Source organism: Cellulosimicrobium sp. BMG9.23, assembly GCF_059159985.1.
In genome coordinates, this window is sequence record NZ_JBZGBZ010000002.1 from 242,627 (window position 1) to 263,604 (window position 20,978).

General features: G+C 73.9%; 20 protein-coding genes and 1 tRNA gene. 6 read left to right on the plus strand and 15 right to left on the minus strand.

Annotated features, from left to right (window positions below):
* The first annotated feature begins 53 nt into the window (after positions 1 to 53).
* Complete coding sequence (locus tag AC4H2G_RS03195) at positions 54 to 1,439, plus strand: LppM family (lipo)protein (protein ID WP_494364309.1); 1,386 nt, start codon at positions 54 to 56, stop codon at positions 1,437 to 1,439.
* A 101-nt stretch (positions 1,440 to 1,540) separates the two neighbouring features.
* Here the strand turns inward: AC4H2G_RS03195 and AC4H2G_RS03200 are convergent, their stop codons facing one another.
* A complete protein-coding gene (locus tag AC4H2G_RS03200) occupies positions 1,541 to 2,620 on the minus strand; it encodes an enoyl-CoA hydratase/isomerase family protein (protein WP_494364310.1) in 1,080 nt (359 codons plus the stop codon).
* Between the two features lie 22 nt (positions 2,621 to 2,642).
* On the opposite strand from AC4H2G_RS03200, the gene AC4H2G_RS03205 reads away from it, so the two are divergent.
* The 3 genes from AC4H2G_RS03205 to AC4H2G_RS03215 all read left to right on the plus strand — a co-directional run bounded on the left by AC4H2G_RS03205 (position 2,643) and on the right by AC4H2G_RS03215 (position 5,936).
* The gene (locus AC4H2G_RS03205; RefSeq protein ID WP_494364311.1) at positions 2,643 to 3,641 is read left to right on the plus strand and encodes an alpha/beta hydrolase; all 999 of its coding nucleotides are present in this window, start codon (positions 2,643 to 2,645) and stop codon (positions 3,639 to 3,641) included.
* A 73-nt stretch (positions 3,642 to 3,714) separates the two neighbouring features.
* Positions 3,715 to 5,361: an AlkA N-terminal domain-containing protein gene (locus AC4H2G_RS03210; RefSeq protein ID WP_494364312.1), complete on the plus strand. Its 1,647-nt coding sequence runs from the start codon at positions 3,715 to 3,717 to the stop codon at positions 5,359 to 5,361.
* On the plus strand, positions 5,358 to 5,936 hold the full coding sequence (locus tag AC4H2G_RS03215) for a methylated-DNA--[protein]-cysteine S-methyltransferase (protein ID WP_494364313.1): 579 nt from the start codon (positions 5,358 to 5,360) through the stop codon (positions 5,934 to 5,936). Before AC4H2G_RS03210 ends, AC4H2G_RS03215 begins: the two co-directional genes overlap by 4 nt.
* A gap of 5 nt (positions 5,937 to 5,941) precedes the next feature.
* On the opposite strand, the gene AC4H2G_RS03220 is transcribed toward AC4H2G_RS03215, so the two are convergent.
* The 10 genes from AC4H2G_RS03220 to dcd form a co-directional block, all read right to left on the minus strand.
* A complete protein-coding gene (locus tag AC4H2G_RS03220) occupies positions 5,942 to 6,943 on the minus strand; it encodes a CAP domain-containing protein (protein ID WP_494364314.1) in 1,002 nt (333 codons plus the stop codon).
* 48 nt (positions 6,944 to 6,991) lie between these two features.
* Positions 6,992 to 7,927, minus strand: a complete 936-nt coding sequence (locus AC4H2G_RS03225; RefSeq protein ID WP_494364523.1) for a cation diffusion facilitator family transporter — start codon at positions 7,925 to 7,927, stop codon at positions 6,992 to 6,994.
* A 172-nt stretch (positions 7,928 to 8,099) separates the two neighbouring features.
* Positions 8,100 to 8,579, minus strand: coding sequence for a monovalent cation/H(+) antiporter subunit G (gene mnhG, locus AC4H2G_RS03230; protein WP_494364315.1), 480 nt, complete (start codon positions 8,577 to 8,579; stop codon positions 8,100 to 8,102).
* The gene (locus AC4H2G_RS03235) at positions 8,579 to 8,986 is read right to left on the minus strand and encodes an MrpF/PhaF family protein (protein WP_494364316.1); all 408 of its coding nucleotides are present in this window, start codon (positions 8,984 to 8,986) and stop codon (positions 8,579 to 8,581) included. The genes mnhG and AC4H2G_RS03235 overlap by 1 nt, the downstream gene beginning before the upstream one ends.
* Positions 8,983 to 9,660 (minus strand): Na+/H+ antiporter subunit E, encoded by a 678-nt coding sequence (locus AC4H2G_RS03240; RefSeq protein ID WP_494364317.1) that lies wholly within the window; start codon positions 9,658 to 9,660, stop codon positions 8,983 to 8,985. Before AC4H2G_RS03240 ends, AC4H2G_RS03235 begins: the two co-directional genes overlap by 4 nt.
* Positions 9,657 to 11,225, minus strand: a complete 1,569-nt coding sequence (locus AC4H2G_RS03245) for a Na+/H+ antiporter subunit D (protein WP_494364318.1) — start codon at positions 11,223 to 11,225, stop codon at positions 9,657 to 9,659. The genes AC4H2G_RS03240 and AC4H2G_RS03245 overlap by 4 nt, the downstream gene beginning before the upstream one ends.
* A complete protein-coding gene (locus AC4H2G_RS03250) occupies positions 11,225 to 11,776 on the minus strand; it encodes a Na(+)/H(+) antiporter subunit C (RefSeq protein ID WP_494364319.1) in 552 nt (183 codons plus the stop codon). The genes AC4H2G_RS03245 and AC4H2G_RS03250 overlap by 1 nt, the downstream gene beginning before the upstream one ends.
* Positions 11,773 to 14,832 (minus strand): Na+/H+ antiporter subunit A, encoded by a 3,060-nt coding sequence (locus AC4H2G_RS03255; RefSeq protein ID WP_494364320.1) that lies wholly within the window; start codon positions 14,830 to 14,832, stop codon positions 11,773 to 11,775. The genes AC4H2G_RS03250 and AC4H2G_RS03255 overlap by 4 nt, the downstream gene beginning before the upstream one ends.
* 240 nt (positions 14,833 to 15,072) lie before the next feature.
* Complete coding sequence (locus AC4H2G_RS03260; RefSeq protein ID WP_494364321.1) at positions 15,073 to 16,146, minus strand: hypothetical protein; 1,074 nt, start codon at positions 16,144 to 16,146, stop codon at positions 15,073 to 15,075.
* A 10-nt stretch (positions 16,147 to 16,156) separates the two neighbouring features.
* Positions 16,157 to 16,732 (minus strand): dCTP deaminase, encoded by a 576-nt coding sequence (dcd, locus tag AC4H2G_RS03265; protein WP_435738233.1) that lies wholly within the window; start codon positions 16,730 to 16,732, stop codon positions 16,157 to 16,159.
* A gap of 120 nt (positions 16,733 to 16,852) precedes the next feature.
* Between dcd and AC4H2G_RS03270 the strand changes: the two genes are divergently transcribed.
* On the plus strand, positions 16,853 to 17,179 hold the full coding sequence (locus AC4H2G_RS03270; RefSeq protein WP_494364322.1) for a YtxH domain-containing protein: 327 nt from the start codon (positions 16,853 to 16,855) through the stop codon (positions 17,177 to 17,179).
* A gap of 9 nt (positions 17,180 to 17,188) precedes the next feature.
* Here AC4H2G_RS03270 and AC4H2G_RS03275 read toward each other — a convergent pair whose 3' ends face one another.
* A complete protein-coding gene (locus AC4H2G_RS03275; RefSeq protein ID WP_494364323.1) occupies positions 17,189 to 17,755 on the minus strand; it encodes a TM2 domain-containing protein in 567 nt (188 codons plus the stop codon).
* 114 nt (positions 17,756 to 17,869) lie between these two features.
* Here AC4H2G_RS03275 and AC4H2G_RS03280 point away from each other — a divergent pair.
* Positions 17,870 to 17,943, plus strand: a tRNA-Gly gene (locus AC4H2G_RS03280).
* Positions 17,944 to 18,080: 137 nt separating this feature from the next.
* Here the strand turns inward: AC4H2G_RS03280 and AC4H2G_RS03285 are convergent.
* From AC4H2G_RS03285 to AC4H2G_RS03295, 3 genes are all read right to left on the minus strand, one after another.
* Entirely contained in the window at positions 18,081 to 18,830 is a 750-nt protein-coding gene (locus AC4H2G_RS03285) for a DinB family protein (protein ID WP_494364324.1), read from the minus strand.
* Between the two features lie 199 nt (positions 18,831 to 19,029).
* Complete coding sequence (locus AC4H2G_RS03290) at positions 19,030 to 19,530, minus strand: GNAT family N-acetyltransferase (protein WP_494364325.1); 501 nt, start codon at positions 19,528 to 19,530, stop codon at positions 19,030 to 19,032.
* Positions 19,531 to 19,663: 133 nt separating this feature from the next.
* Entirely contained in the window at positions 19,664 to 20,962 is a 1,299-nt protein-coding gene (locus AC4H2G_RS03295) for an AGE family epimerase/isomerase (RefSeq protein WP_494364326.1), read from the minus strand.
* Positions 20,963 to 20,978: the final 16 nt, after the last annotated feature.

Consider the following 20,978-nt stretch of genomic DNA (forward strand, 5'->3'; position numbering starts at 1 on the left):
TCAAATCGGCATCGACCCTCGCCCCCGCCGCGGATCCACGACATGCTGGACGGGTGAACCCCTCGCCACTGCGCAAGCGACTCGGACTCGGCGCGCTCCTCGCCACCCTTGCACTGTTCCTCGCAGGGTGCATGAGGATCGACATGGACCTCACGCTCAACGAGGACGACACCGCCGACGGCACGATCGTCATGGCGATCTCCGACGAGACGGCCGAGGCGCTGGGCCAGGAGCCGCAGGCACTCTGGGACCAGATGGGCTCGGAGATGGAGGGGGACCTCCCGCCGGGGGCGACGCAGGAGCCCTACGCCGAGGACGGCTACACCGGCACGCGGATGACCTACAGCGACCAGCCGATCTCCGACATGTCGACGGGCGCCACCGACGAGCTCTCCATCACGCGCGAGGGCGACGAGTTCGTGGTGAGCGGCGCGATGGACATGTCCGACCAGGAGCTGGGCCTCGACGGCACCGACCCGGAGTCGGACGAGATGACCCGCCAGATGATGGAGGGCTTCGAGTTCAGCATCTCCATCACGTTCCCCGGCGAGGTCGGCGAGACCAACGGCCAGGTGGACGGGAACACGGTGACGTGGACCCCCGTGATGGGCGAGGTGACCGAGCTCTCCGCGCGCGGGTCCGCGGTCGCCGGTGGCGCCGCGGCAGATCTGGGTGACGGGACCACGGACGGCTCGACCGACGGGTCCGACGACGGCACGGACGACAGCACCACGGGCTCGTCCGCGGACTCGGACAGCGACGAGGGCTCCGACTTCCCCTGGTGGATCCTCGGCCTGGTCGGGGGACTCCTGCTGCTCGCGATCATCGGTCTCGTGCTCTGGCTGGTGCTGCGGAAGAAGCCCGACGCGCAGGACGGCAACGCCGGCTTCGCCCAGGGCGGCTACCCCGGTCAGCCAGGTGCGCAGCAGGGCCAGTACCCCGGTCAGCCCGGCCAGTACCCGCCCGCCGCGTACCCCGGGCAGCCGGGCCAGCCCTTCCAGCAGGGCCAGCCGGGTCAGTACCCGCCGCAGGGTGGTCCCGGCGGTCCGTACCCCGGCCAGCAGGCTCGACCCGACCAGTTCCCGCCGCAGCAGCCGGGCCAGCAGGGTCCGCAGGGTCAGTACCCGCCCGCACAAGGCCAGCAGCCCGGCCGACCGGGCGTCCCGCAGGGTCCGTACGCGCCGCCGCAGGGCCAGCAGCCCGGATACCCCGGTGGCGCGCCGGGGCACCCGCAGCAGACACCGACGACGCCGTACCAGCAGGGTCCCGCGCCCACGCAGCCGCTGCCTCCGCAGCCCGGCCCGGTGCCGCCCGCCCCGACCCAGCCGCTCCCACCGCAGCCGGGCACCGCGGCGTCGGACACCGGACCCGCGGGCCCCGGCCACGACGACGGTGACGACGAGATCGACGACGCCACGAGGCTGCGCCCACCGAGCTGACGGCTCGCGCACCGCGAGGTAGAACGGCAGGCCGCGAGGTAGAGCCCGGCGGGTTCTACCTCGCGGCCTGCGGTTCTACCTCGCGCCTACGGTGCCGTCTCTCAGCCCCAGAGGAGTTCGGCCGGTTCGTAGGCGAGCGCGACGGCGCCGAGGCCAGGGTCGACGGCGGCCAGCGAGCCCGGCGACCACGACGGGTTGCGGTCCTTGTCGACGACCTGGGCGCGGATCCCCTCGACGAGGTCCGGCTGCGTGTCCACGAACCAGGCGACGAGGCGGTACTCCTGCTTGAGGGCCGACCGCAGGTCCGTGAGCCGACGAGCGCTGCGGACCGCTGCGAGCGCTACCGTCACGGCGGTCGGGGACAACGTCTCGAGCTCGTCCGCCTCGGCGCCGGCCGTCTCGTCGCCCGCGGCGGCCTCGGCGCGCAGCGCCGCGACGATCCCGGGCACCGTCTCCTCGCCGTAGCAGCGGTCGACGCGCTCCTGCCGGGCCGCGAGCGCGGACGGCGGCGGCACGATCGCGTGCCGCAGGGCCACGGCGTGCACGGCCTGCGCGTCGAGCGGGTCGACGCCCGCGGTCGCGAGGGCCACGAGGTCCTCGTGCAGCAGCCCGAGCCGCTCCGTCGGCACGTAGTGGTCGGCGAGCCCGGCGTGGATCGCGTCGGCGCCGTCCATCGTCACGGCACCGAGCGCGAGGTGCTCGCCGAGCCGCCCGGGCGCCCGCGCGAGCAGCCACGAGCCCCCGACGTCGGGCGTGAAGCCGATGCGGGTCTCCGGCATCGCGACGCGCGAGCGCTCGGTGACCACTCGCACGGTCGCGTGGCCGGCGAGCCCGATCCCCCCGCCCATCGTCACGCCGTCCATGACCGCGACGACCGGCACCGGGCTCTCGGCCAGCGCGGCGTCGACGGCGTACTCCCGGCGGAAGTACCGCCGTGCGTCGGCACTCCGCCCGGCGACGACCGACGCGTGCAGCTCCCGGATGTCGCCGCCCGCGCAGAAGCCGCGGTCGCCCGCACCGTCGAGCAGGAGCACGCGGACGGTCGGGTCGTCGCGCCACGCGTCGAGGACGGCGGCGATCTCGCCGAGCATGTCGTAGCCGAGCGCGTTGAGCGCACGGGGGCGATCGAGGGTCAGGTGGCCGACGGCGTCGTCGGCGCGGGCGATGATCTGGCTCGTCACCCGTGTCACGGTACCGTCGGGCATGGCTTCCGCGACGGACGAGTGGCGCCCTGACGTGCTGGGCGACGACTGGGTCGCCCGCGACGTGCCCCTGCCCGACGGCGCGGTGGCGACCCTCGTACGGCGGGTGCGTCCCGGCGTCGGGCACGAGGGCGCGTCCGCCGACGGTGACGCGGCCGGGCGGCCTGCCGTGCTGTACGTGCACGGGTATATCGACTACTTCTTCCAGACCCACGTCGCCGAGGCGTTCGAGGCGCGCGGCTACCGGTTCTACGCCCTCGACCTGCGCGGGTACGGCCGGTCCGTGGGTCGCGGCTCGGGTGCTCCGTCGCGGTCCGACGACGACCCGAACTTCGTCGCCGATCTCGCCGTCTACGCCCAGGACCTCGACGCCGCGGCGCACGCGATCCGGGCCGAGGGCCACGACCGCCTGGTCGTGCTCGGCCACTCGACGGGCGGACTCGTCGCGAGCCTGTGGGCGGACTCCCGGCCCGGGGTGCTCGACGCGCTCGTGCTCAACAGCCCGTGGTTCGACCTCAACAGGTCGTGGGTCTACCGCGGTCCGGTGACGTGGGCGATCGACGTCGTCGGGCGGTTCGCGCCGCGGCTCGTCGTCGGGCACCTGGACGAGAACTGGCCGCGGGCGCTGCACGCGAGCACGGGTGGCGAGTGGGACTTCGACCTCGCCTGGAAGCCGCTCGAGGGGTTCCCGGCGCGGGCCGGCTTCGTGCGCAGCGTGCGCCGGTCGCAGGCGCGGCTCGCGCGCGGCCTCGCGATCGACTGCCCGGTGCTCGTCCTCGCCTCGGCCCGGAGCGGCCCCGCCGCCGGGTGGCACGAGGAGCTGCTCACGACGGACTCCGTGCTGGACGTCGAGCACATCACGACGCGCGCGCGGCACCTCGGCGACGACGTGACGGTCGTGACCGTGGAGGGTGGCGCGCACGACCTCGCGCTGTCCCCCGAGCCCGCCCGGTCGACCTACCTGGCCGAGGTCCTCGACTGGCTCGACGCCCGCGTCTGACCCGTTCCCGCCCTCTCATCGCCGTGTCCGAATCCCGCTAGCCAGACGGTCCTCCGCGAGGCAGGATCGATCCGTGACCACGCAGCAGACAGCCCGGCCCGCGCACGGCCCCACGTCGCCGGGCGCTGCCGACCCGCAGTTCGCCGAGCGCTACCGCGCCATCGCGTCCCGCGACCGCCGGTTCGACGGGCAGTTCATCACGGCCGTGCGCACGACCGGCATCTACTGCCGTCCGTCGTGCCCCGCACGGACCCCTCGGCCGGAGAACGTCACGTTCTACCGTACGTCGGCCGCGGCGCACGAGGCGGGCTACCGCGCGTGCAAGCGCTGCCTCCCCGAGGCGGTGCCGGGGACGCCGAGCTGGGACCTGGGGCACGATCTCGCGGCCCGCGCGATGCGGCTCGTCGGCGACGGTGTCGTGGACCGCGAAGGCGTGGACGGCCTCGCCGCGCGCCTCGGGTACTCCCCGCGCCACCTGCACCGCGTCCTGCAGACCGAGCTCGGCGCGGGGCCCATCGCCCTCGCCCGCGCGCTGCGCGCCCAGACGGCGCGGTCCCTCATCACCGGGACCGACCTCCCGTTGGCCGACGTCGCGTTCGCCGCGGGCTTCGGCAGCATCCGCCAGTTCAACGACACCGTCACCGAGGTGTTCGCCACGACGCCGAGCGAGCTGCGCCGTCGGGCACGGCCCCGCACCACGGCGGCCGGCCGCCGTCCCCCGGCCAGTCCGTCCGGCACGGCGGCCACCACGACCACCACGGCGACGCTCGCGCTCACGCTGCCGCTGCGCGAGCCGTACGACGCCCGCGGGACCTTCGGCTTCCTCGCCGCTCGCGCCGTGGACGGCGTGGAGGTCGTCGGTCCGCTCGACGCACCCCACCTCACGTACGCGCGCACCCTCGCCCTGCCCCACGGGCCCGGCGCGTTCCGTGCGACCTACGGCCCGGTGCCGGGGGACGCCCGGTTCCACGTCGAGCTGGAGCTCACGTCCGTCGCCGACCTGCCCGCCGCCGTCGCGCGCGTGCGTCGCCTGTTCGACCTCGACGCGGACCCACAGGCCGTCGACGCCGCGCTCGCCGTCGACCCGGCGCTGGCAGACGCCGTCCGCGCGACGCCCGGCGTGCGCGTGCCGGGCGCGGTCGACCCCGTCGAGATCCTCGTGCGCGCGCTCGTCGGTCAGCAGATCTCCGTCGCGGCCGCGCGCACGCACCTGTCGCGTCTCGCCGACGCGGTCGGCGCGCCGTTCGTGTCCCGGTTCGGGCCGACGCGCCTGTTCCCGACGGCGGAGGCGATCGCCGCGGAGGGCGCCCACCACCTGCGCGGGCCGGCCCGGCGGACCGCTGCGATCCTCGGCGCCGCCCGCGCACTGGCCGACGGCGACCTCACCCTCTCCCCAGCCGACGAGCCGGGCGCTCTGCGGTCCGCGCTCGAGGCGCTGCCCGGCGTCGGACCCTGGACCTCGGGATACGTCGCGATGCGGGTCCTGCACGACCCGGACGTCCTCCTCGACGGCGACCTCGCGCTGCGTGCCGGCGCCCGTGCGCTCGGCCTGCCCGACGACCGTCGGGCCCTGACCGACCACGCCGAGCGCTGGTCCCCCTGGCGTTCCTACGCGGCGATGCACCTGTGGCGCGCCGCCGGGCCGACAGCCGTCCCGACCCCGACCCTCACGACGCCGACCACGACCCCCACCACGACACTCCTGGAGGAGACCCCGTGACTCCCACCGCCACGCCGAGCACCCTCGCCACGACGGCCACCGCCGCCACGACCACCGTCCCCACGCCCGACGGTCCCTTCACCGTCGTCGCCGCACCCGACGGCGCGGTGCTCGCCTCGGGGTGGACGGACGACGTCGACGCGCTCGTCGCGCTCGTCCACCCGGACCTGCGGCCGACCGACGTCACGCCCGTGCCGGACGACGCGCCCCCTGTCGCGGCCGCCGTCGTCGCGGTCCGCGCCTACTACGCGGGCGACGTCCGGGCCATCGACGAGGTCCCCGTCCGGCAGGTGTCCGGACCGTTCCGCGCCCACGCGTGGGACGTGCTGCGCACGGTCGAGCCCGGTGACCCCGTGACCTACACCGGATACGCCGAGCTCTCGGGCCGGCCCGCCGCCGTGCGCGCCGCGGCGGGGGCGTGCGCCATGAACGCCGCGGCGCTGTTCGTGCCGTGCCACCGCGTGCTGCGGACCGACGGCAGCCTGGGCGGCTACCGCTACGGCCTCGAGATCAAGCGCAGCCTGCTCGACCGGGAGCGTGGCGTCGCCGGGAAGGTCGCGGCCCTCGCCGTGTGAGCACCTCAACCCCGACCGAAGAGCTGCGTCCAGACGCGCTCGGCGTGCCCGACGCCGATCTCCCGCAGGTCGCAGTCCAGGATGTTCGCGCGGTGCCCCGGCGAGTCCATCCAGGCCCGCACGACCTCCTCGGCCGTCGCCTGGCCCTTCGCGATGTTCTCCGCGCCGGGGTTCTCGTAGCCCTGCGCCTCGGCCCGGTCCCACGGCGAGCGCCCGTCGAGGCTCGTGTGGTCGAAGTAGTCCTGCGCGAGCATGTCCTCGCTGTGGAGCTGGGCTGCGGCGGTGAGCCGCTCGTCGACGGCGAGGGGCCCGCACCCCGCGGCCGCACGCTCCGCGTTCGTCAGCTCGACCACCGCCGCTCCCTCCGCCGAGAGCACTCCCGGTCCGGGCGCCGCGATGGTCGGGGCCGTGCCGGTCGTGGCCGTGACGGCAGGGCCTGCGGCGGGCGGCGGAGATCCCTGCCCGGCGGGTTCCGTCGTCGGGTCCGGCGGTGCCGTGGACGGGGGTGACTGCTCGGCCTGCGGTGCAGTCTCCTCGACAGGGGGCGCGGCGTCGGCCGCGGGCGTCTCCGCGGCCGGCGTCTCCGCGGCTGGCGCGCCCGAGGCCGGGTCGCTCGCCCCCGGGATGCCCGACGCCGGTCCCGGGCCCTCGACGTCGTGCCGCTCGGTCAGCGTCCGGGAGGCTGCGTACCGCTCGCGCTCCGCGAACAGCTCGGCGGGCACAGCGCCGGGCGACCAGGGCAGGGCGGCGACGACGGGGCCGAGACGGCCGGCGTGCTCGGGGCGCAGCTCGCCGGTCATCGTCGCCGCGGTCAGCCCGGCCGACGGCCCGAGGACCAGCACGGCCGCGACCCCGGCGGTCACGGCGCCCACCGCGCCGGGCGCGGACCGCAGGTGCCGCGCGGGGGCGCCCGTGCGCCGTCGGGCACGGGACGACGGCGTAGCTGCGGACGCCGGTGCCGAGACCGGGTCGCCGCGGCGGTGCCGGGGCGTGCGGGGCGGGGCCATCGCCCGACCCTAGCGAGATTCGTCCGAGATGTGCACCTGCGCCCGGCCTCAGCGCAGCGTGGGCTCCTCGGGCGTCGAGACGGTGAACACGGCGCCCGCGACGAGCGTCGACGCCGTCGCCGCCCGCTCGAGCTCGTCGAGGCGCCGGGCGACGGAGGTCTCGGCCTCGTCGCCCGTGAGGTCGACGCTCGCGACGAGGTAGAGCGAGCGCGGCCCCACGTACTCGAGGCGCAGGTAGGTGACGCGCTCGACCTGCGGCATCGCCGCGATCGCGCGGAGCACCGCGTCGCGCGTCGCGGGCAGGGCCGCCTCCCCGACGAGGAACCGCCGGTTGCGGTCGATGAGCACGACCGACACGACGGCGAGCACGACGCCCACGACGATCGACCCGATCGCGTCGGGCACCGGCGAGCCCGTGAGCTGGTGGGCGAGCACGCCGCCGAACGCGACGACGAGACCGACGAGCGCCGCGGCGTCCTCGGCGAAGACCGCGCGCAGGGTGGGGTCCGACGTCACGAGGACGTGGTGCAGGGTGTCGTGCTGCGCGCGCCGCGCCTCCGCACGGACCTGCCGGCGCGCCTGGAGGAACGAGATGCCCTCGAGCACGAACGCGAGCCCGAGCACCGCGTAGGCGATGCCGAAGCTGCCCGCCGGCTCGGGATGCACGAGCTCCTGGATGCCGTGCGTGATCGAGACGCCCGCGCCGACGGCGAACAGCCCGATCGCCGCGAACATCGACCACACGTACGCCTCGCGGCCGAACCCGATCGGGTGCGCGGCGTCCGCCGGGCGTCGCGAGCGTCGGTCCGCGACGAGGAGGAACACCTCGTTCCCGGTGTCGGCCCACGAGTGGACCGCCTCCGCGAGCATCGAGGCCGACCCGGTCACGACGGCGGCGAAGGACTTCGCGACGGCGATGAGCGCGTTGGCGAAGAACGCGATCACCACCGTGAGCGTGCTCTCCCCGCCGCCGGCGCCCTGCACGACCCGTGGGCTCGTCCCGGGGAACGGGGCGGCCGGACGAGCGCCCGGCTCTGCGGGCCGGACGGGACGGTGGTCGGGTGGTACGTCGCTCGCGGGCACGCGTCCGGTCTACCACGCGCCCGCCCGCCCGGCACGAGGACCGTGAGGCAGGGCCGGGTCCGCGAGGGGCGCCCTATTCCTGCGCGGCGGGGTCCGCCCTCCCGTGGTCGGCCGCGTCGCCCGTGTCGGCGAACGAGCCGAGCGCCGGCCGCGTCCGGCGGTCGGCCGGAGCGTCGTGCTCGCCGACGTCCTCGCGGTCGGCGGCCTCCTGGTCGCGCGTCAGCTCGTCGACGACGAGGTGCGACGTGTCGATCTTGCCCGTGCGGTAGCCGGCGCGGCCGACCATGTGGGCCGCGACCGGCGAGGTGAGGAGCTGGAAGACGACGACGAGCGCGAGCGTCGCGACGGCTCCCCACGACCGCAGGCGCAGGCTCAGCCCGAGTAGCACGAGGACGAGCCCGAGCACCTGCGGCTTCGTCGCGGCGTGCATGCGCGCGAGCAGGTCGGGGAACCGCACGACGCCGACGCCGGCAGCGAACGCGAGGAACGCCCCGAGCAGCAGGAGCACGGCGGACACGATGTCGGCCACGTCGTCCCAGAACGCGGTGTCCATCAGCGCACCTCCCCCTCGGGCGTCGCGCCGTGGTGGTCGGCGTCGAACGCGGCGTCGCGCTCCTCCTCCTCGGCGGCGCGGCGCTCGGCGTCCTCGCGCGCCACCTCCTCGGGCGTGCGGATGCGGCCCTGTCCCTCCGGCTCGACGGACGCGAACCGCGCGATCGTCACCGACCCGATGAAGCCGACGAGCGACAGCACGACGAGCAGCGGGATCGTGTCGGTACGGCGCGAGAACGCGGCCTCGAGCGCGATCGCGCCCACGAGCGTCGTCGTGAAGACGTCGAGCGCGATGGTGCGGTCGAGCATCGACGGACCGCGCTCGGCCCGGACGACGGCGAGCGTCGCGGCGGCCCCGAGCAGCACCGCCGCAGCGATCACGACGACGAGGTAGACGGTGTCGGTCACGGCTCGCTCCTCTCCCCGATGGCCGGCCCGCGAGCCGCGCCCGTCTCGTGGCCGAGCCGCCCGCCACCCGCGCCCGGGTCGCCCGCCGTGGGCGTCCCCCCGGGACCGTGGTAGAGCCCCGCCGCGCGCAGGTCCTCGTTCGACGCGAACGCGTGGAGCACGCGAGCCTCGAGCGCGAGGGTGTCGGCCCGGACCTGCTCGACGCCGCCCGCCTGGTCGACGTCGAGCACGTGCAGGTAGAGCATGCCCGTGAGGCGGTGAGCCTCGACGACGAGCGATCCGGGCACCAGTGACGTCAGCTCGGCGGTCATCGTCATGTACAGGTCGGACGGGTTGCGCAGCCGGACGCCGACGACCGCGCCGCGGGGGGTGCGTCGCGGGTCGAGGGCGAGGGCGCTCACCTGGAACGACGCCACGAACAGGTCGGTGACGAACCGCGCGAGCAGCACGACGAGCGGCCACGGGCGCAGCCGCCCGCGCGTCGCGACGGACGGCAACGGGAACATGACGAGCACGACGGCGCCGAGCACCGCCCCCGCGACGACGTTGCCCCACGACAGATCGCCCCAGAGCATGACCCACACGACGGTCAGCCAGAGGACCGTGCGCCACTGCGTGGTGACGCGACGGAACCATCCGACGGCCAGGTTGCTGCGGCGGCGGTGCAGGCTCATGACCCGTCACCCTCCTCCGCGACGTCGCTCGAGACGCCCTGCCCGCGCTCGGAGCCGCCGACGAACACCGCGTCGACGTACGTGTGGCCGTCGAGCAGGGTCTGGGCGGCGCGCTCGGTGTACGAGTAGAGCGGGCCGGCGACCACGGTGAGCGCGAGGCCGAACGCCACGAGCGCCGCCGCGGGCCCCACCATGCCGCGCGGCATGGTGACGTCCTGGGGGATCTCGCCGGGCGGCGTCTGCCAGAACGCCTTGTTCCAGGCCTTGACGATCGCGTAGAGCGTGAGGAGCGACGTCACGACGGACCCGACGACGAGCGCCCACGTGAGCGGCGTGCCCTGCGCGACGCCCTCCTCGAGCAGCCCGAGCTTGCCGAGGAAGCCCGAGAGCGGCGGGATGCCTGCGAGGTTCATCGCCGGGACGAAGAACAGGATGGCGAGGCCCGGCGCGAGCTTCGCGAGGCCGCCGAGGCGGTCGAGCGACGTCGACCCGCCGCGGCGTTCCACGAGGCCGACGACGAGGAACAGCGTGGTCTGCACCGTGATGTGGTGCACGACGTAGAAGATGGCCGCCGCCATGCCCGGCTCGGACGCGAGCGCGATGCCGAAGATCATGAAGCCGATGTGGCTCACGAGCGTGAACGACAGCAGTCGCTTGATGTCGTTCTGCGCGACGGCACCGAGGATGCCGATGACCATCGTGAGGAGCGCGAGCCACAGGAGCACCTGGTCGACGCGGTCGTCCTGCGGGAAGAGCAGCGTCTGCGTGCGGATGATCGCGTACACGCCGACCTTGGTGAGCAGGCCCGCGAACACCGCGGTGACCGGTGCGGGCGCCGTCGGGTAGGAGTCCGGGAGCCACGACGACAGCGGGAACAGCGCGGCCTTGATCCCGAACGCGAGCAGCAGCAGGAGCTGGATCGTCAGGCGCACGCCGGGGTCGATCTCGGCGAACCGCTCGGAGAGCTGCGCGAGGTTCACGGTCCCGGTCGAGGCGTAGGTGAGCGCGATCGCGACGAGGAAGATGATCGACGACAGCAGCGCGACGACGACGTAGATCGAGCCCGCGCGGATGCGCTCGCCCGTCCCGCCGAGCGTCAGCAGGACGTAGCTCGCGGCGAGGAAGATCTCGAACCCGACGTAGAGGTTGAACAGGTCGCCGGAGAGGAACGCGTTGAACACGCCCGCCGCGAGGACCATGAACGTCGGGTGGTAGATCGCGACCGGCGCCTCATCGTCCCCGTCGGCCACGCCCTGGGCCAGCGAGTACAGCAGGACGCACAGCATGACGAAGCTCGACACCGTGAGCATCAGCGCCGAGAGCCGGTCCGCCACGAGGTCGATGCCGACCGGGGCCGCCCACTCGCCGACGTCGACCACGATGGGTCCGGAGTCGGCGGCGACGAGCAGCACCACGGACGTGACGAGCACGAGCGAGAGCGCCGCCGTCGCGATGATGCGCTGGGCGCGCGCGTGGCGCCACAGGGCCAGCGTGAGCCCGGCCGCGATGAGCGGCAGGACGACGGGCAGGGGGACGACGGTCCTCGCGACCTCGGTGAGATCCATCAGCGCGCCCTCCCCTCGTCGTCGTCCGTCGCGCGTGCGCGGCGGAGCCGGGCGTCGGTGATCCCGTCGCGGTCCGCGTCGGTCTCGTCGTGCACCTCGGCCGCCTCGTCGTCGAGCGTCTGCCCGCTCTCCTCCGTGTCCAGGTCCTCGAACGCCGGGGCGTTGCGCGCCGCGTGGCGCGCCACGCGGCGGTCCTCGAGGTCGTCCTGGACCTCGTCGTGGCCGTGGAGCTGCCACGAGCGGTAGGCCATCGCGAGCACGAACGCCGTGAGGCCGAGCGTGATGACGATCGCGGTGAGGGCCATGGCCTGGACGAGCGGGTCGCTCATCTCGTCGTCGGGTGTCGTCCCGACGATCGGTGCACCCCCCGGACGTCCTCCGGCGACGAGGAAGAACAGGTTCGCCCCGTTGCTCAGCAGGATGAACCCGAGGAGCACCCGGGTGAGGCTGCGCTCGAGGAGCAGGTAGACGCCGGTGGCGAAGCACACGCCGATCGCCAGCACGAGCACGATGCTCGGCGTCATGTCGATCACGCCCGCGGGCCCGTTCATCGTCGACCACCGCCGATCGCGTCCGGCTCCATCGCCTCGAGCGGCCCGGTGTCCTCGCCGGGCTCACGCCCGGCCGCGGCACGTTCCGTCTGCCGGTCGATCTCCGCACCGAGCGTGCGCAGGATGTCGAGGACCAGACCGACGACGACGAGGAACACGCCGACGTCGAAGAACAGCGTCGTGACGAACTTGACGTGCCCGAACACCGGGATCGTCACCTCGAGGATCGCGCTCTGGAGCACCGATCCGCCGAAGAACAGGGGGACGAGCCCGGCCCCCGCGGAGAGGAACAGGCCGAGGCCCAGGAGCAGGCCGGGGTGCACCGGCGCGGCCTCCCCGAGCTCGTACCGCCCGCCCGCGAGATAGCGCACGACCAGCGCGATCCCGACGACGAGCCCCGCCGCGAAACCGCCGCCCGGGTTGTTGTGGCCCGAGAACAGCAGGAACAGCGCGAACACGATCATCGAGTGGAACAGCACGCGGGTGACGACCTCGAAGATCACCGAACGCCGTTGCGGCGCGAGGGTCCGCCCGGCGTTGAGCCACACGGACATGCGCGGCTGCGCCGCGTCGTCCACACCGCGCCGGCGCAGCGCCGCGTTCGGGTCGGGCTCACCGCCCCAGACGCCCGAGCCCCTGCCGTCGGGCTTGCCGGTGACGACCTTGGCGTTCGCGATCCGCAGCACCTCGCCGCTGCGCGTGCGCAGGAAGACGAGCGACGCGACACCCGTCGCCGCGGCGAGGAGCACCGAGATCTCGCCCATCGTGTCCCACGCGCGGATGTCCACGAGCGTCACGTTGACGATGTTCTTGCCGCCGCCCCACGCGTACGCCTCCTCCGGGAAGTCCACGGAGACCGGGGTCGCGACGCGCGACAGCGGGACGACGACCGCGAACCCCATCATCACGACGCCCACCGCGACCGCGACGCCCAGACGCACCCACCGGCTGGACGCGAGGGGGCGGTCGGAGAAGTAGGGCGGCAGTCGGCGCAGCACGAGCACCATGACGACGAGCGTGATCGTCTCGACGAGGACCTGGGTGAGCGCGAGGTCGGGCGCGCCGTGCAGGAGGAAGAGCACGGCGTTGCCGTACCCCGCGATGCCGATGAGGATCACGGCCTTGAGGCGGCGGCGGGAACGCGCCGCGAGGACCGACGCGACGCAGATCGCGACCACGGCGGCGAGCTGGGCGGGTCGGTCCCACGCCTTGAGCTGCTCGGGCCAGCTCGTCTGCGCGACCATCACGAGGCCGGGCCCGAGGACCAGCACCGTGAGGATGATGCCGAGGTACAGCGGGAGCGAGCCGCGCTGGGTGACCGCGGTGACGTCGGCCGCGACGTCGTCGAGCTTGCGCATGACGCGCCGGTAGGTGACGTCGGCCTCCGGCCCGGTCCACAGCGACGCCTGGAACCGCTCGACACGCGAGCGCTGCCAGAAGAGCAGGACGCCCACCCCGAGGACGAGCACGGTGAGCGCGAGCGCGGGCGTGAACCCGGCCCACAGCACGAGGTGGCCCGGCTCCCCCACCGGGTAGGTCTCGGCGTACGGCTGGAGCAGGTCCTCGCCGAAGTGCGGCACGAGGGCGGCCGCGAGGCCCAGCACCGCGAGCACGACGGCGGGCGCCACGAGCAGGAACGGCAGGGGCTTGATCCGGGCCGGGTCGACGGGCGCCTCGTCCGCCTCGATGACGGGGCCACGCCCCGGGGCCCGGAGGTCCAGGTGGTCGTTCGCGCGAGCCGGGGAGCCGTGGCGCTTGTGCGACGAGAAGGCGCCCCACCAGAACCGCAGACCGTAGGCGACGGTGAACATGGAGCCGACGACGACGGACCACAGGACGACGGCGTCGAGCCACGCGGGTCCCTCGCCGTGCAGCAGCGCCTCGAGCGCCGCCTCCTTCGCGACGTAGCCGGCGAAGGGCGGCAGGCCGATCATCGACGCGGTCGCGAGCCCGCCCGCGAAGGCCGTCCACGGCAGCCGCCGGCCGACTCCCGTCAACCGGCGCAGGTCGCGCGTCCCGGTGGCCGCGTCGACGGCGCCGACGACGAGGAACAGCGACGCCTTGAACATCGCGTGCGCGCCGATCATCGCGAGCCCGGCGAGGGCGGCACCGCGCGTGCCGATCCCGACGAGGAGGATGATCAGGCCGAGCTGGCTCACCGTGCCGAACGCGAGCACGAGCTTGAGGTCGTACTGGCGCAGCGCGCGGTAGCCGCCGACGAGCAGCGTCCCGGCGCCGAGGGAGATGACGATCGCGCGCCAGACGGTCGTGTCCGAGTAGGCGGGTGCGAACCGCGCGACGAGGTAGACGCCGGCCTTGACCATCGCGGCGGCGTGCAGGTACGCGCTCACGGGCGTCGGGGCGGCCATCGCGGCGGGCAGCCAGAAGTGCAGCGGGATGAGCGCCGACTTGCTCACGGCACCGACGAGGACGAGGACGATCGCGGCCGTCACCGCGCCGCCCGTGGGCGGGTCGGCGACGATCTCCGACAGCCGGTACGTGCCCGCCTGGACCCCGAGCACGATGAGCCCGACGAGCATGGCCAGGCCACCCGCGGTGGTGACGACGATCGCCTGCATGGCCGCGCGCCGGCTCGCCTTGCGGTCGGCGTAGTGCCCGATGAGCAGGTAGGAGAAGACGGTCGTCAGCTCCCAGAAGACGAACAGCAGGAGCACGTCGTCGGCGACGACCAGGCCGACCATCGCCCCGGCGAACGCCGTGAGGACGCCGCCGAAGCGGCGCAGGCCCTGGGCCGTGGGCGAGAAGTAGGCCGAGCAGTAGACGAGGACCAGCGCACCGACGCCGCCGACGAGCAGCAGCATGAGCCACGACAGCGTGTCCATGCGGAACGCGAGCTCGAGCCCGAGCCCGGGTACCCACTCCACGACCGTCGTCGGGTGATCGCCGGACATGACGCGCCCCGTCCACGCCAGCGCGTACACGACGGCGGACGCCGGCGCGAGCGCGAGGACGAGGAAGGCCCGCCGGCCGAGGAGGGAGACGAGTGCAGGCGCGCCCAGTGCCATCGCGAGATGCGCGAGGAGCACGTAGAGCACGGGCCGCTCCGTCCGGGTCGGGGGCGGGTGGGCGGGTCTTGCCTGCACTTGTCAGACGCCGCGGCACCCAGCCTCCGGGCGCGCACGACGAAACAGGGCGACGACCCCCGCGGGGACGAGGTGTCGAGCCGCCTCTACTTTACCGACTGCCGACATGTGCCCGCGGGCCGGAGGACGGATCGTGACCGATTCCTCACCCTCCGCGCGGCCCTCTGTGCGGCCGGGACGGGCGCGCCGACCTCAGAGATCCTCGGGCTCCACCAGGAAGTCGGACTCGTCCGCGATCTCGCCGCCCACCGCGCGGTGCAGAGCGCCCGTGATCTGCCCGACGATCTCTCCGGCACGCCGGCGCGCGATCCGGTGCTCCATCGACGGCTGCTCCTGCTGCGACTCGAGGAGGTCGCGCGGCTCCCACCGGATCCGGTAGCTCACGGCGCCGCCGACGGTCCACGGGAGGCCGCGCAGGAGCAGCGGGAGCTGGTCCTCGCCGCCCACCTCGACCGCGACGAGCCCGTCCAGACCGAGGTCGACGATCAGGCCGTAGCCGTCGAGCACCGATCCCGTGGTCAGGGCCTTGATGTCCACGTCGTCCGCCGCAGCGTGGATCGCGCGACGCAGCTCGGGGTCCATCTTCTCGCCCGGGTACAGGGGCATCTCGGTGATGCCCCTCGGCGGGCCCTGGTAGGACGCGCCCTCGGTCGCGAGGGTCGTGCGCGGGTGCTGGCGCGCGACGAGCGCGAGCGCGGCGTTCGGGTCGAGCCACACGTCGGAGTACAGGCACATGTCGATCGTGACGCCCGGGTCGGGCGTGAGGACGACGCCCGGACCCGCCGGGTTCCCGACGTCGGTGCGCACGGACCCGCCGAGCCGTCGCGCGGCCGCGACGAGCCACGCGACGACGCGCTCCTCCTCGCGCACGGGCAGGCCGCCGGGGAAGGCCCGGCCGACGCCGTCGCGGTCGCTGGCGCCCGGCCAGGGCGCCTCGCCCCGCTCGCGGGGGCACACGACGTCGAACACGAGCTCCGTGCCGGGCGGCAGTCCCGACCCGGTGGCCGCGAAGGGGCCGGTGAGCGACGTGTGCCGGGACGTGCGCAGGACGCCGGCCTCGCCGGAGCCCGCCACGCGGGCGGGCGGGACGAGCGGCTCGGTGCCCGCGGGGGCGACGTCCCACCGGGCTCCCGCGAAGCGCGAGAGCGCGAGGGTCTCGACCTCGTCGACCAGCACGTCCTCCGGCAGCCCGAGCAGGTGTCGCGCCTGGTACCCCTGCGCGGCGCCGCGGCCGTCGGGGTTCGCCAGGAGGGGCAGGGCCGTCATCTGGGCCACCTCACACGTCCGTCCGGTGGAAGTTCTGGAACGAGCGCGACGCCGTCGGGCCGCGCTGACCCTGGTAGCGCGAGCCGTACTGCTGCGACCCGTACGGATGCTCGGCGGGCGACGACAGCCGGAAGAAGCACAGCTGCCCGATCTTCATGCCCGGCCACAGCGTGATGGGCAGCGTCGCGACGTTGCTCAGCTCGAGCGTCACGTGACCCGAGAAGCCCGGGTCGATGAACCCGGCGGTCGAGTGCGTGAGCAGCCCGAGACGACCGAGGCTGGACTTGCCCTCGAGACGCGCCGCGACGTCGTCGGGCAGCGTCACCGCCTCGAACGTGGACCCGAGCACGAACTCGCCCGGGTGCAGCACGAACGGCTCGGCCGGGTCGACCTCGACGAGGCGCGTGAGGTCCGGCTGGTCCTGCGCCGGGTCGATGAACGGGTACTTGTGGTTGTCGAACAACCGGAAGAACCGGTCCAGGCGCACGTCGATGCTCGACGGCTGGATCATCGCGGGCTCGTACGGCTCGAGCTGGACGCGGCCGGCGTCGAGCTCGGCCCTGATGTCACGGTCGGAGAGCAGCACGGGGCCACGTTAGCCGAGGTGGGGTTCGGTGCCGGTGCGCGCCCACGACGGGTCCCAGCCCGCGCGAGCACGCACGGCACTGGCTACGTTCACCTGACCAGCCGAACGAGGAGGAACCCCATGAAGTCGAAGATCGCACTCGTCGTCGGGATCGGGATCGGGTACGTGCTCGGGACCCGCGCCGGCCGCGAGCGGTTCGAGGAGATCAAGGGCAAGGCCAAGGACCTCTGGCAGTCCGAGGACGTCCAGTCGGCGGTCCACTCCGCGCAGGACAAGGTCACCACGGTCGCGAAGGAGCAGGGCGCGAAGCTGGCGGACGTCGCCAAGGAGCAGGGCGGCAAGGTCGCCGGGGCGGTCAAGGACCAGGCGTCCGGGCTCGGCCGGCACACGGGCTCGGACGACGTGGCGTCGCCCGACCCGAAGGGCCGGGACGACTACCGCATCTGAGCCGTCGGCTCAGGCCCGGAGCGGGCGACCCGTCGAGTCCACCGCGTAGGAGCCCTGCTTCGCCGTGAGATAGAGGATCCCCTCGACGAGGCCCCAGATCGACACCGCGACGGGAGCGAGCCCGAACGTGGGCAGCGCGCCGATGACGGAGACGAGCAGCATCGTCAGGCCGATGCCGGTGTACCCCAGGTAGAACCGGTGGATGCCGAGGCTGCCGAGGAAGATGCCCAGCAGGCCCGCCGCGAGCCGCGACTTCGCGGCCGGGTCGAGGTTGGGGTCGTAACCACCCGGGTAGCCGTAGGGCTGACCGGGCTGGCCCTGGGGCGGGTACCCGTACGGCTGGCCGGGCTGACCCTGCGGCAGGTAAGCCTGCTGGCCGGCGGGCTGGCCGTAGGCGGGGTCCTGCGGGACGGGCTGGCCGTAGCCCTGCGGGAGCGGCTGGGTGGGCGGCGTGCCCGACGTCGGCGCCGGGCTTCCGTACGCGGGCCCGCCCGGGTCCTGGCTCGCGGCGGGCGGGGCGCCGTAGGGCGCTGCCTGCTGCGGGTCGGGCTGCTGGTGGTACGGGTTCTCGGTCACGACGTCTCCTCGGAGCGGTGCTGGCATCCCCGGCGTCGTCCGCTATGATCGGGGCGCGCGCTGGTTCGCCGAGGATCCTCCCAGAGAGGCCGGGGCGAGCGCCACCAGCGCCGCGCGGGTGTAGTTCAATGGTAGAACTTCAGCTTCCCAAGCTGATAGCGCGGGTTCGATTCCCGTCACCCGCTCCACGCGAAAGGCCCCAGGGCAGCGGCATGATCTTTCGCTCGACACCCATCACCGCCACTCCCGGCTCGCACGACCAGCGCAGGTGTCGGACGAAACATCAAAGCCGTCGCTACGCGATGCCTCCGGCACCCTGGACCCGTCACGCATACTCCTGTTCCATGATGGCCAGGTCGCGGTTGGCGAACTGCACGTGCGCCCACTCGTCGCTGAAGATGACGTGCATGCACTTGACCGCCGTGCGCTCGGCTGGCGGCGGGCAGCCGATCGTCGTGTTCGGCCCCCGGACCCGGTCCAGCTCCTCCTGCGTTACCTCCGCCAGATACGCGCGCAGATCGGCGATCCGCTCGGCGCGCACGGCGAGGATCTCGCCGAGGGTGGGCGCGGCCGACTCGTCGATGCCGAACTCGGCGCCGTTGGTGGTGAACGATGCCGGCACGCCGATCGGATGAAAAGGGTTCGGGCGAAGGGCCGCCGCGTGGCCGTACCAGGCGTCCACGACGAAGATCGTGTGGCGCAGCGTCTGGGCGAGGGACCACTCGTCGTTCACTGATCTGTAGACGGCTTCCTCCGGCAGGGCGCTCGCGCGTCGAACCGTCGCCTGCCACAGCTCCTCCATGACGTCTACCGCCTCACGCATCGTCTCGGGTGTGGTCGGCCGCAGTCGCAGCCGTTCGGGATGCAGGCGATCCAGCTCGGCCTCGATCAACGGCATGACCTCCACACCGTTGACGCGCAGTCCATCGACAGCCCCGTCGATGTCAGCGTTGACCAGCACCACGCCGCGCATCCGGGCGCCGCTGAGATCCACCTCGCGGAAGGTCGCGCTGGCCATGGACAGGTCGATGAACTCGGCACCCTCGTAGTCGGGCTGCTGCACGAATCGCGTCATCGATACATCGTAGGAGCCCGGTACGACAAGCCCCGGCCATCGCGAGCCGACGCTGCGAGGTGTCCCAACGTGCGGGCAGGGTGCCTCGCTCACCCACTTACTGACTCGAGGTCACCGCGAGCGACCCAGTCGCTCCCAGATCGACCCTCGGTGGGTCGATCTCGAGCCGCACGGTCGATCTCGCGGGCACACACGCCCGTCAGCTCGGGTTGCGATCGTCCTCAGAGACGCGGAGCTCCCCGCGCAGGGTCTTCGCGAAGTGGTGTGCGACGATGCTCAGGCGCTCGCGCAGGTAGAAGCGGTGGGCATCGAACCGCTGTACGCCCGAGTCGAGGTCGAGCACCGAGCACCCGGCGTCGCGCGCGCGTCGTTCGAGCTCGCCGAGCAGCGTCGCCCCGACGCCGCGGGACCGGGCCTCGGGCGCCGTGACGAGGTCGTCGACGTGGAGCTTGCGGACCGCGCTCGTGTTCGCGAGCACGCGCCAGCCCGCGACGGCGAGGCACGCGTCGCCGTCGAACGCCGCGAGGAAGCGCGGACCGGGGACGTCGTCGGCCAGGATCTGCCGCAGCAGGTCGGCCGTGAGGTGCGGCCGCAGCGCCTGCAGCACGGGGAGCGCCGCGGCCCAGCGAGGGTCGTGAGCGCCGAGGTCGACGAGCGTGAGGCCGGCGGACGCCGCCGAGATGGTCGGATCAGAGGTCACGCCCGGCACCCTAGCCCTCGCGCGCCGCGCCGAACCCCGGGTTGTGCACCGATCAGGCCCGTGATCGCAGCACAACCCGGGGTTCGGCGAGCCGCCTGCCGCACAACCCCGGGTTCGGCGGCTCGGGCGCGGCTCAGCCGAGGATCCGGCCCGCCGCCTTGGCCGACGCCGCGAGCGAGCCCGTGAGCGGGAGGTCCGGCAGGATCAGGGCCTGCGCGGCGTGGTAGACGTCGGGCTTGCCGACCCACGTGACGCCGTCGGGCCGGTTGTCCGTGTCGAGCTCGTGGTGCCAGGACCCGCGCTCGTGGTCGACGAGGTTCCGGTCGATCCACGCCCACCATCCGGCTGCGGCCTCGGCGAACCGCGGGTCGCCCGTGACGCGGCCGAGCACGTCCGCCGCGGCGACGGCCTCGGCGGCGACCCAGTGGTACCGGCGCGGCTCGACGGGCACGCCGTCCCAGCCGACGGTGTAGGCGAACCCGCCGCCGTGCTCACCGTCCCAGCCGTCCGCGACGGCGCGGTCGAACAGCGCGACGGCGGCCTCGGTCCGCGCCCCGGGCGTGCCGGCGGCCACGTCGAGCTGCAGCAGGAGACGCGCCCACTCGAGGCCGTGGCCGGGCGTCGACCCGTACGGCTTGAACGGGTCGCGGGGACGGTCCGCGTTGTACTCGGGCAGCGGCGTCCACGACGCGTCGAAGTGCTCGGGGATGCGCCAGTCGTTCTCGGCCGCCCAGCCCACGACGCGGTCCGCGACCGATGCCGCGCGGGCGAGCCACTCGCCGTCGCCCGTCGCGTCGTGCGCGGCGAGCAGCGCCTCGACGGCGTGCATGTTGGCGTTCACGCCGCGGTAGTCGTCGAGCGCCGACCAGTCGCGCGACCACTCGTCGGCGTGCATGCGCGGGCCGGGCTCCCAGAACCGCTCGTCGAGCACGGCGAGCGCGGCGTCGAGGAGCTCGCGAGCGCCGTCGCGGCCCGCGATCGTCCCGGATGCCGCGGCGAGCACGACGAATGCGTGCGCGTAGGCGCTCTTCGTGCCGTCGACCGGCTCCTCGGCGGAGTCCACCACGTCGCCCGGCCGGGGCGCCGGACCCCGCGACGACACCCAGCCGCCGTGCTCGGCATCGACGAGCACCGCGCGCAGCCCGTGCAGCGCACGGTCCGCGCGCTCCCCCGCGCCCGGCACGCCGAGCAGCGACGCGAACGCCTCGACGTGCGCCATCCGGGACGTGATCCACGTGTGCACGGGACGCGTCAGGTCGGGGCGACCGTCGTCGTCGAGCCACTGCGCCGCGCCGTCGGCCCGCAGCGAGGGTTCGCCGAAGTGCAGCAGCGCGGTGAGCTGGTCGCGACGCCAGGCAGCGAGGTCCGGGATCTGGTCCGGGATCCGGTCCGCAGTGAGCTCCGCGGTGGGCGTGGGTCGGTCGGTCGTCATGAGGGCCCTTCGGTGT

Excerpts from the sequence above, each read along its gene's own strand:
- AC4H2G_RS03285 (WP_494364324.1), bottom strand. The coding sequence starts at position 18,830 with ATGACGCGATTCGTGCAGCAGCCCGACTACGAGGGTGCCGAGTTCATC.
- AC4H2G_RS03260 (WP_494364321.1), bottom strand. The coding sequence starts at position 16,146 with ATGACGGCCCTGCCCCTCCTGGCGAACCCCGACGGCCGCGGCGCCGCG.
- AC4H2G_RS03250 (WP_494364319.1), bottom strand. The coding sequence starts at position 11,776 with ATGAACGGGCCCGCGGGCGTGATCGACATGACGCCGAGCATCGTGCTC.
- mnhG (WP_494364315.1), bottom strand. The coding sequence starts at position 8,579 with ATGGACACCGCGTTCTGGGACGACGTGGCCGACATCGTGTCCGCCGTG.
- AC4H2G_RS03240 (WP_494364317.1), bottom strand. The coding sequence starts at position 9,660 with ATGAGCCTGCACCGCCGCCGCAGCAACCTGGCCGTCGGATGGTTCCGT.
- AC4H2G_RS03245 (WP_494364318.1), bottom strand. The coding sequence starts at position 11,225 with ATGGATCTCACCGAGGTCGCGAGGACCGTCGTCCCCCTGCCCGTCGTC.
- AC4H2G_RS03295 (WP_494364326.1), bottom strand. The coding sequence starts at position 20,962 with ATGACGACCGACCGACCCACGCCCACCGCGGAGCTCACTGCGGACCGG.
- AC4H2G_RS03220 (WP_494364314.1), bottom strand. The coding sequence starts at position 6,943 with ATGGCCCCGCCCCGCACGCCCCGGCACCGCCGCGGCGACCCGGTCTCG.
- AC4H2G_RS03205 (WP_494364311.1), top strand. The coding sequence starts at position 2,643 with ATGGCTTCCGCGACGGACGAGTGGCGCCCTGACGTGCTGGGCGACGAC.
- AC4H2G_RS03270 (WP_494364322.1), top strand. The coding sequence starts at position 16,853 with ATGAAGTCGAAGATCGCACTCGTCGTCGGGATCGGGATCGGGTACGTG.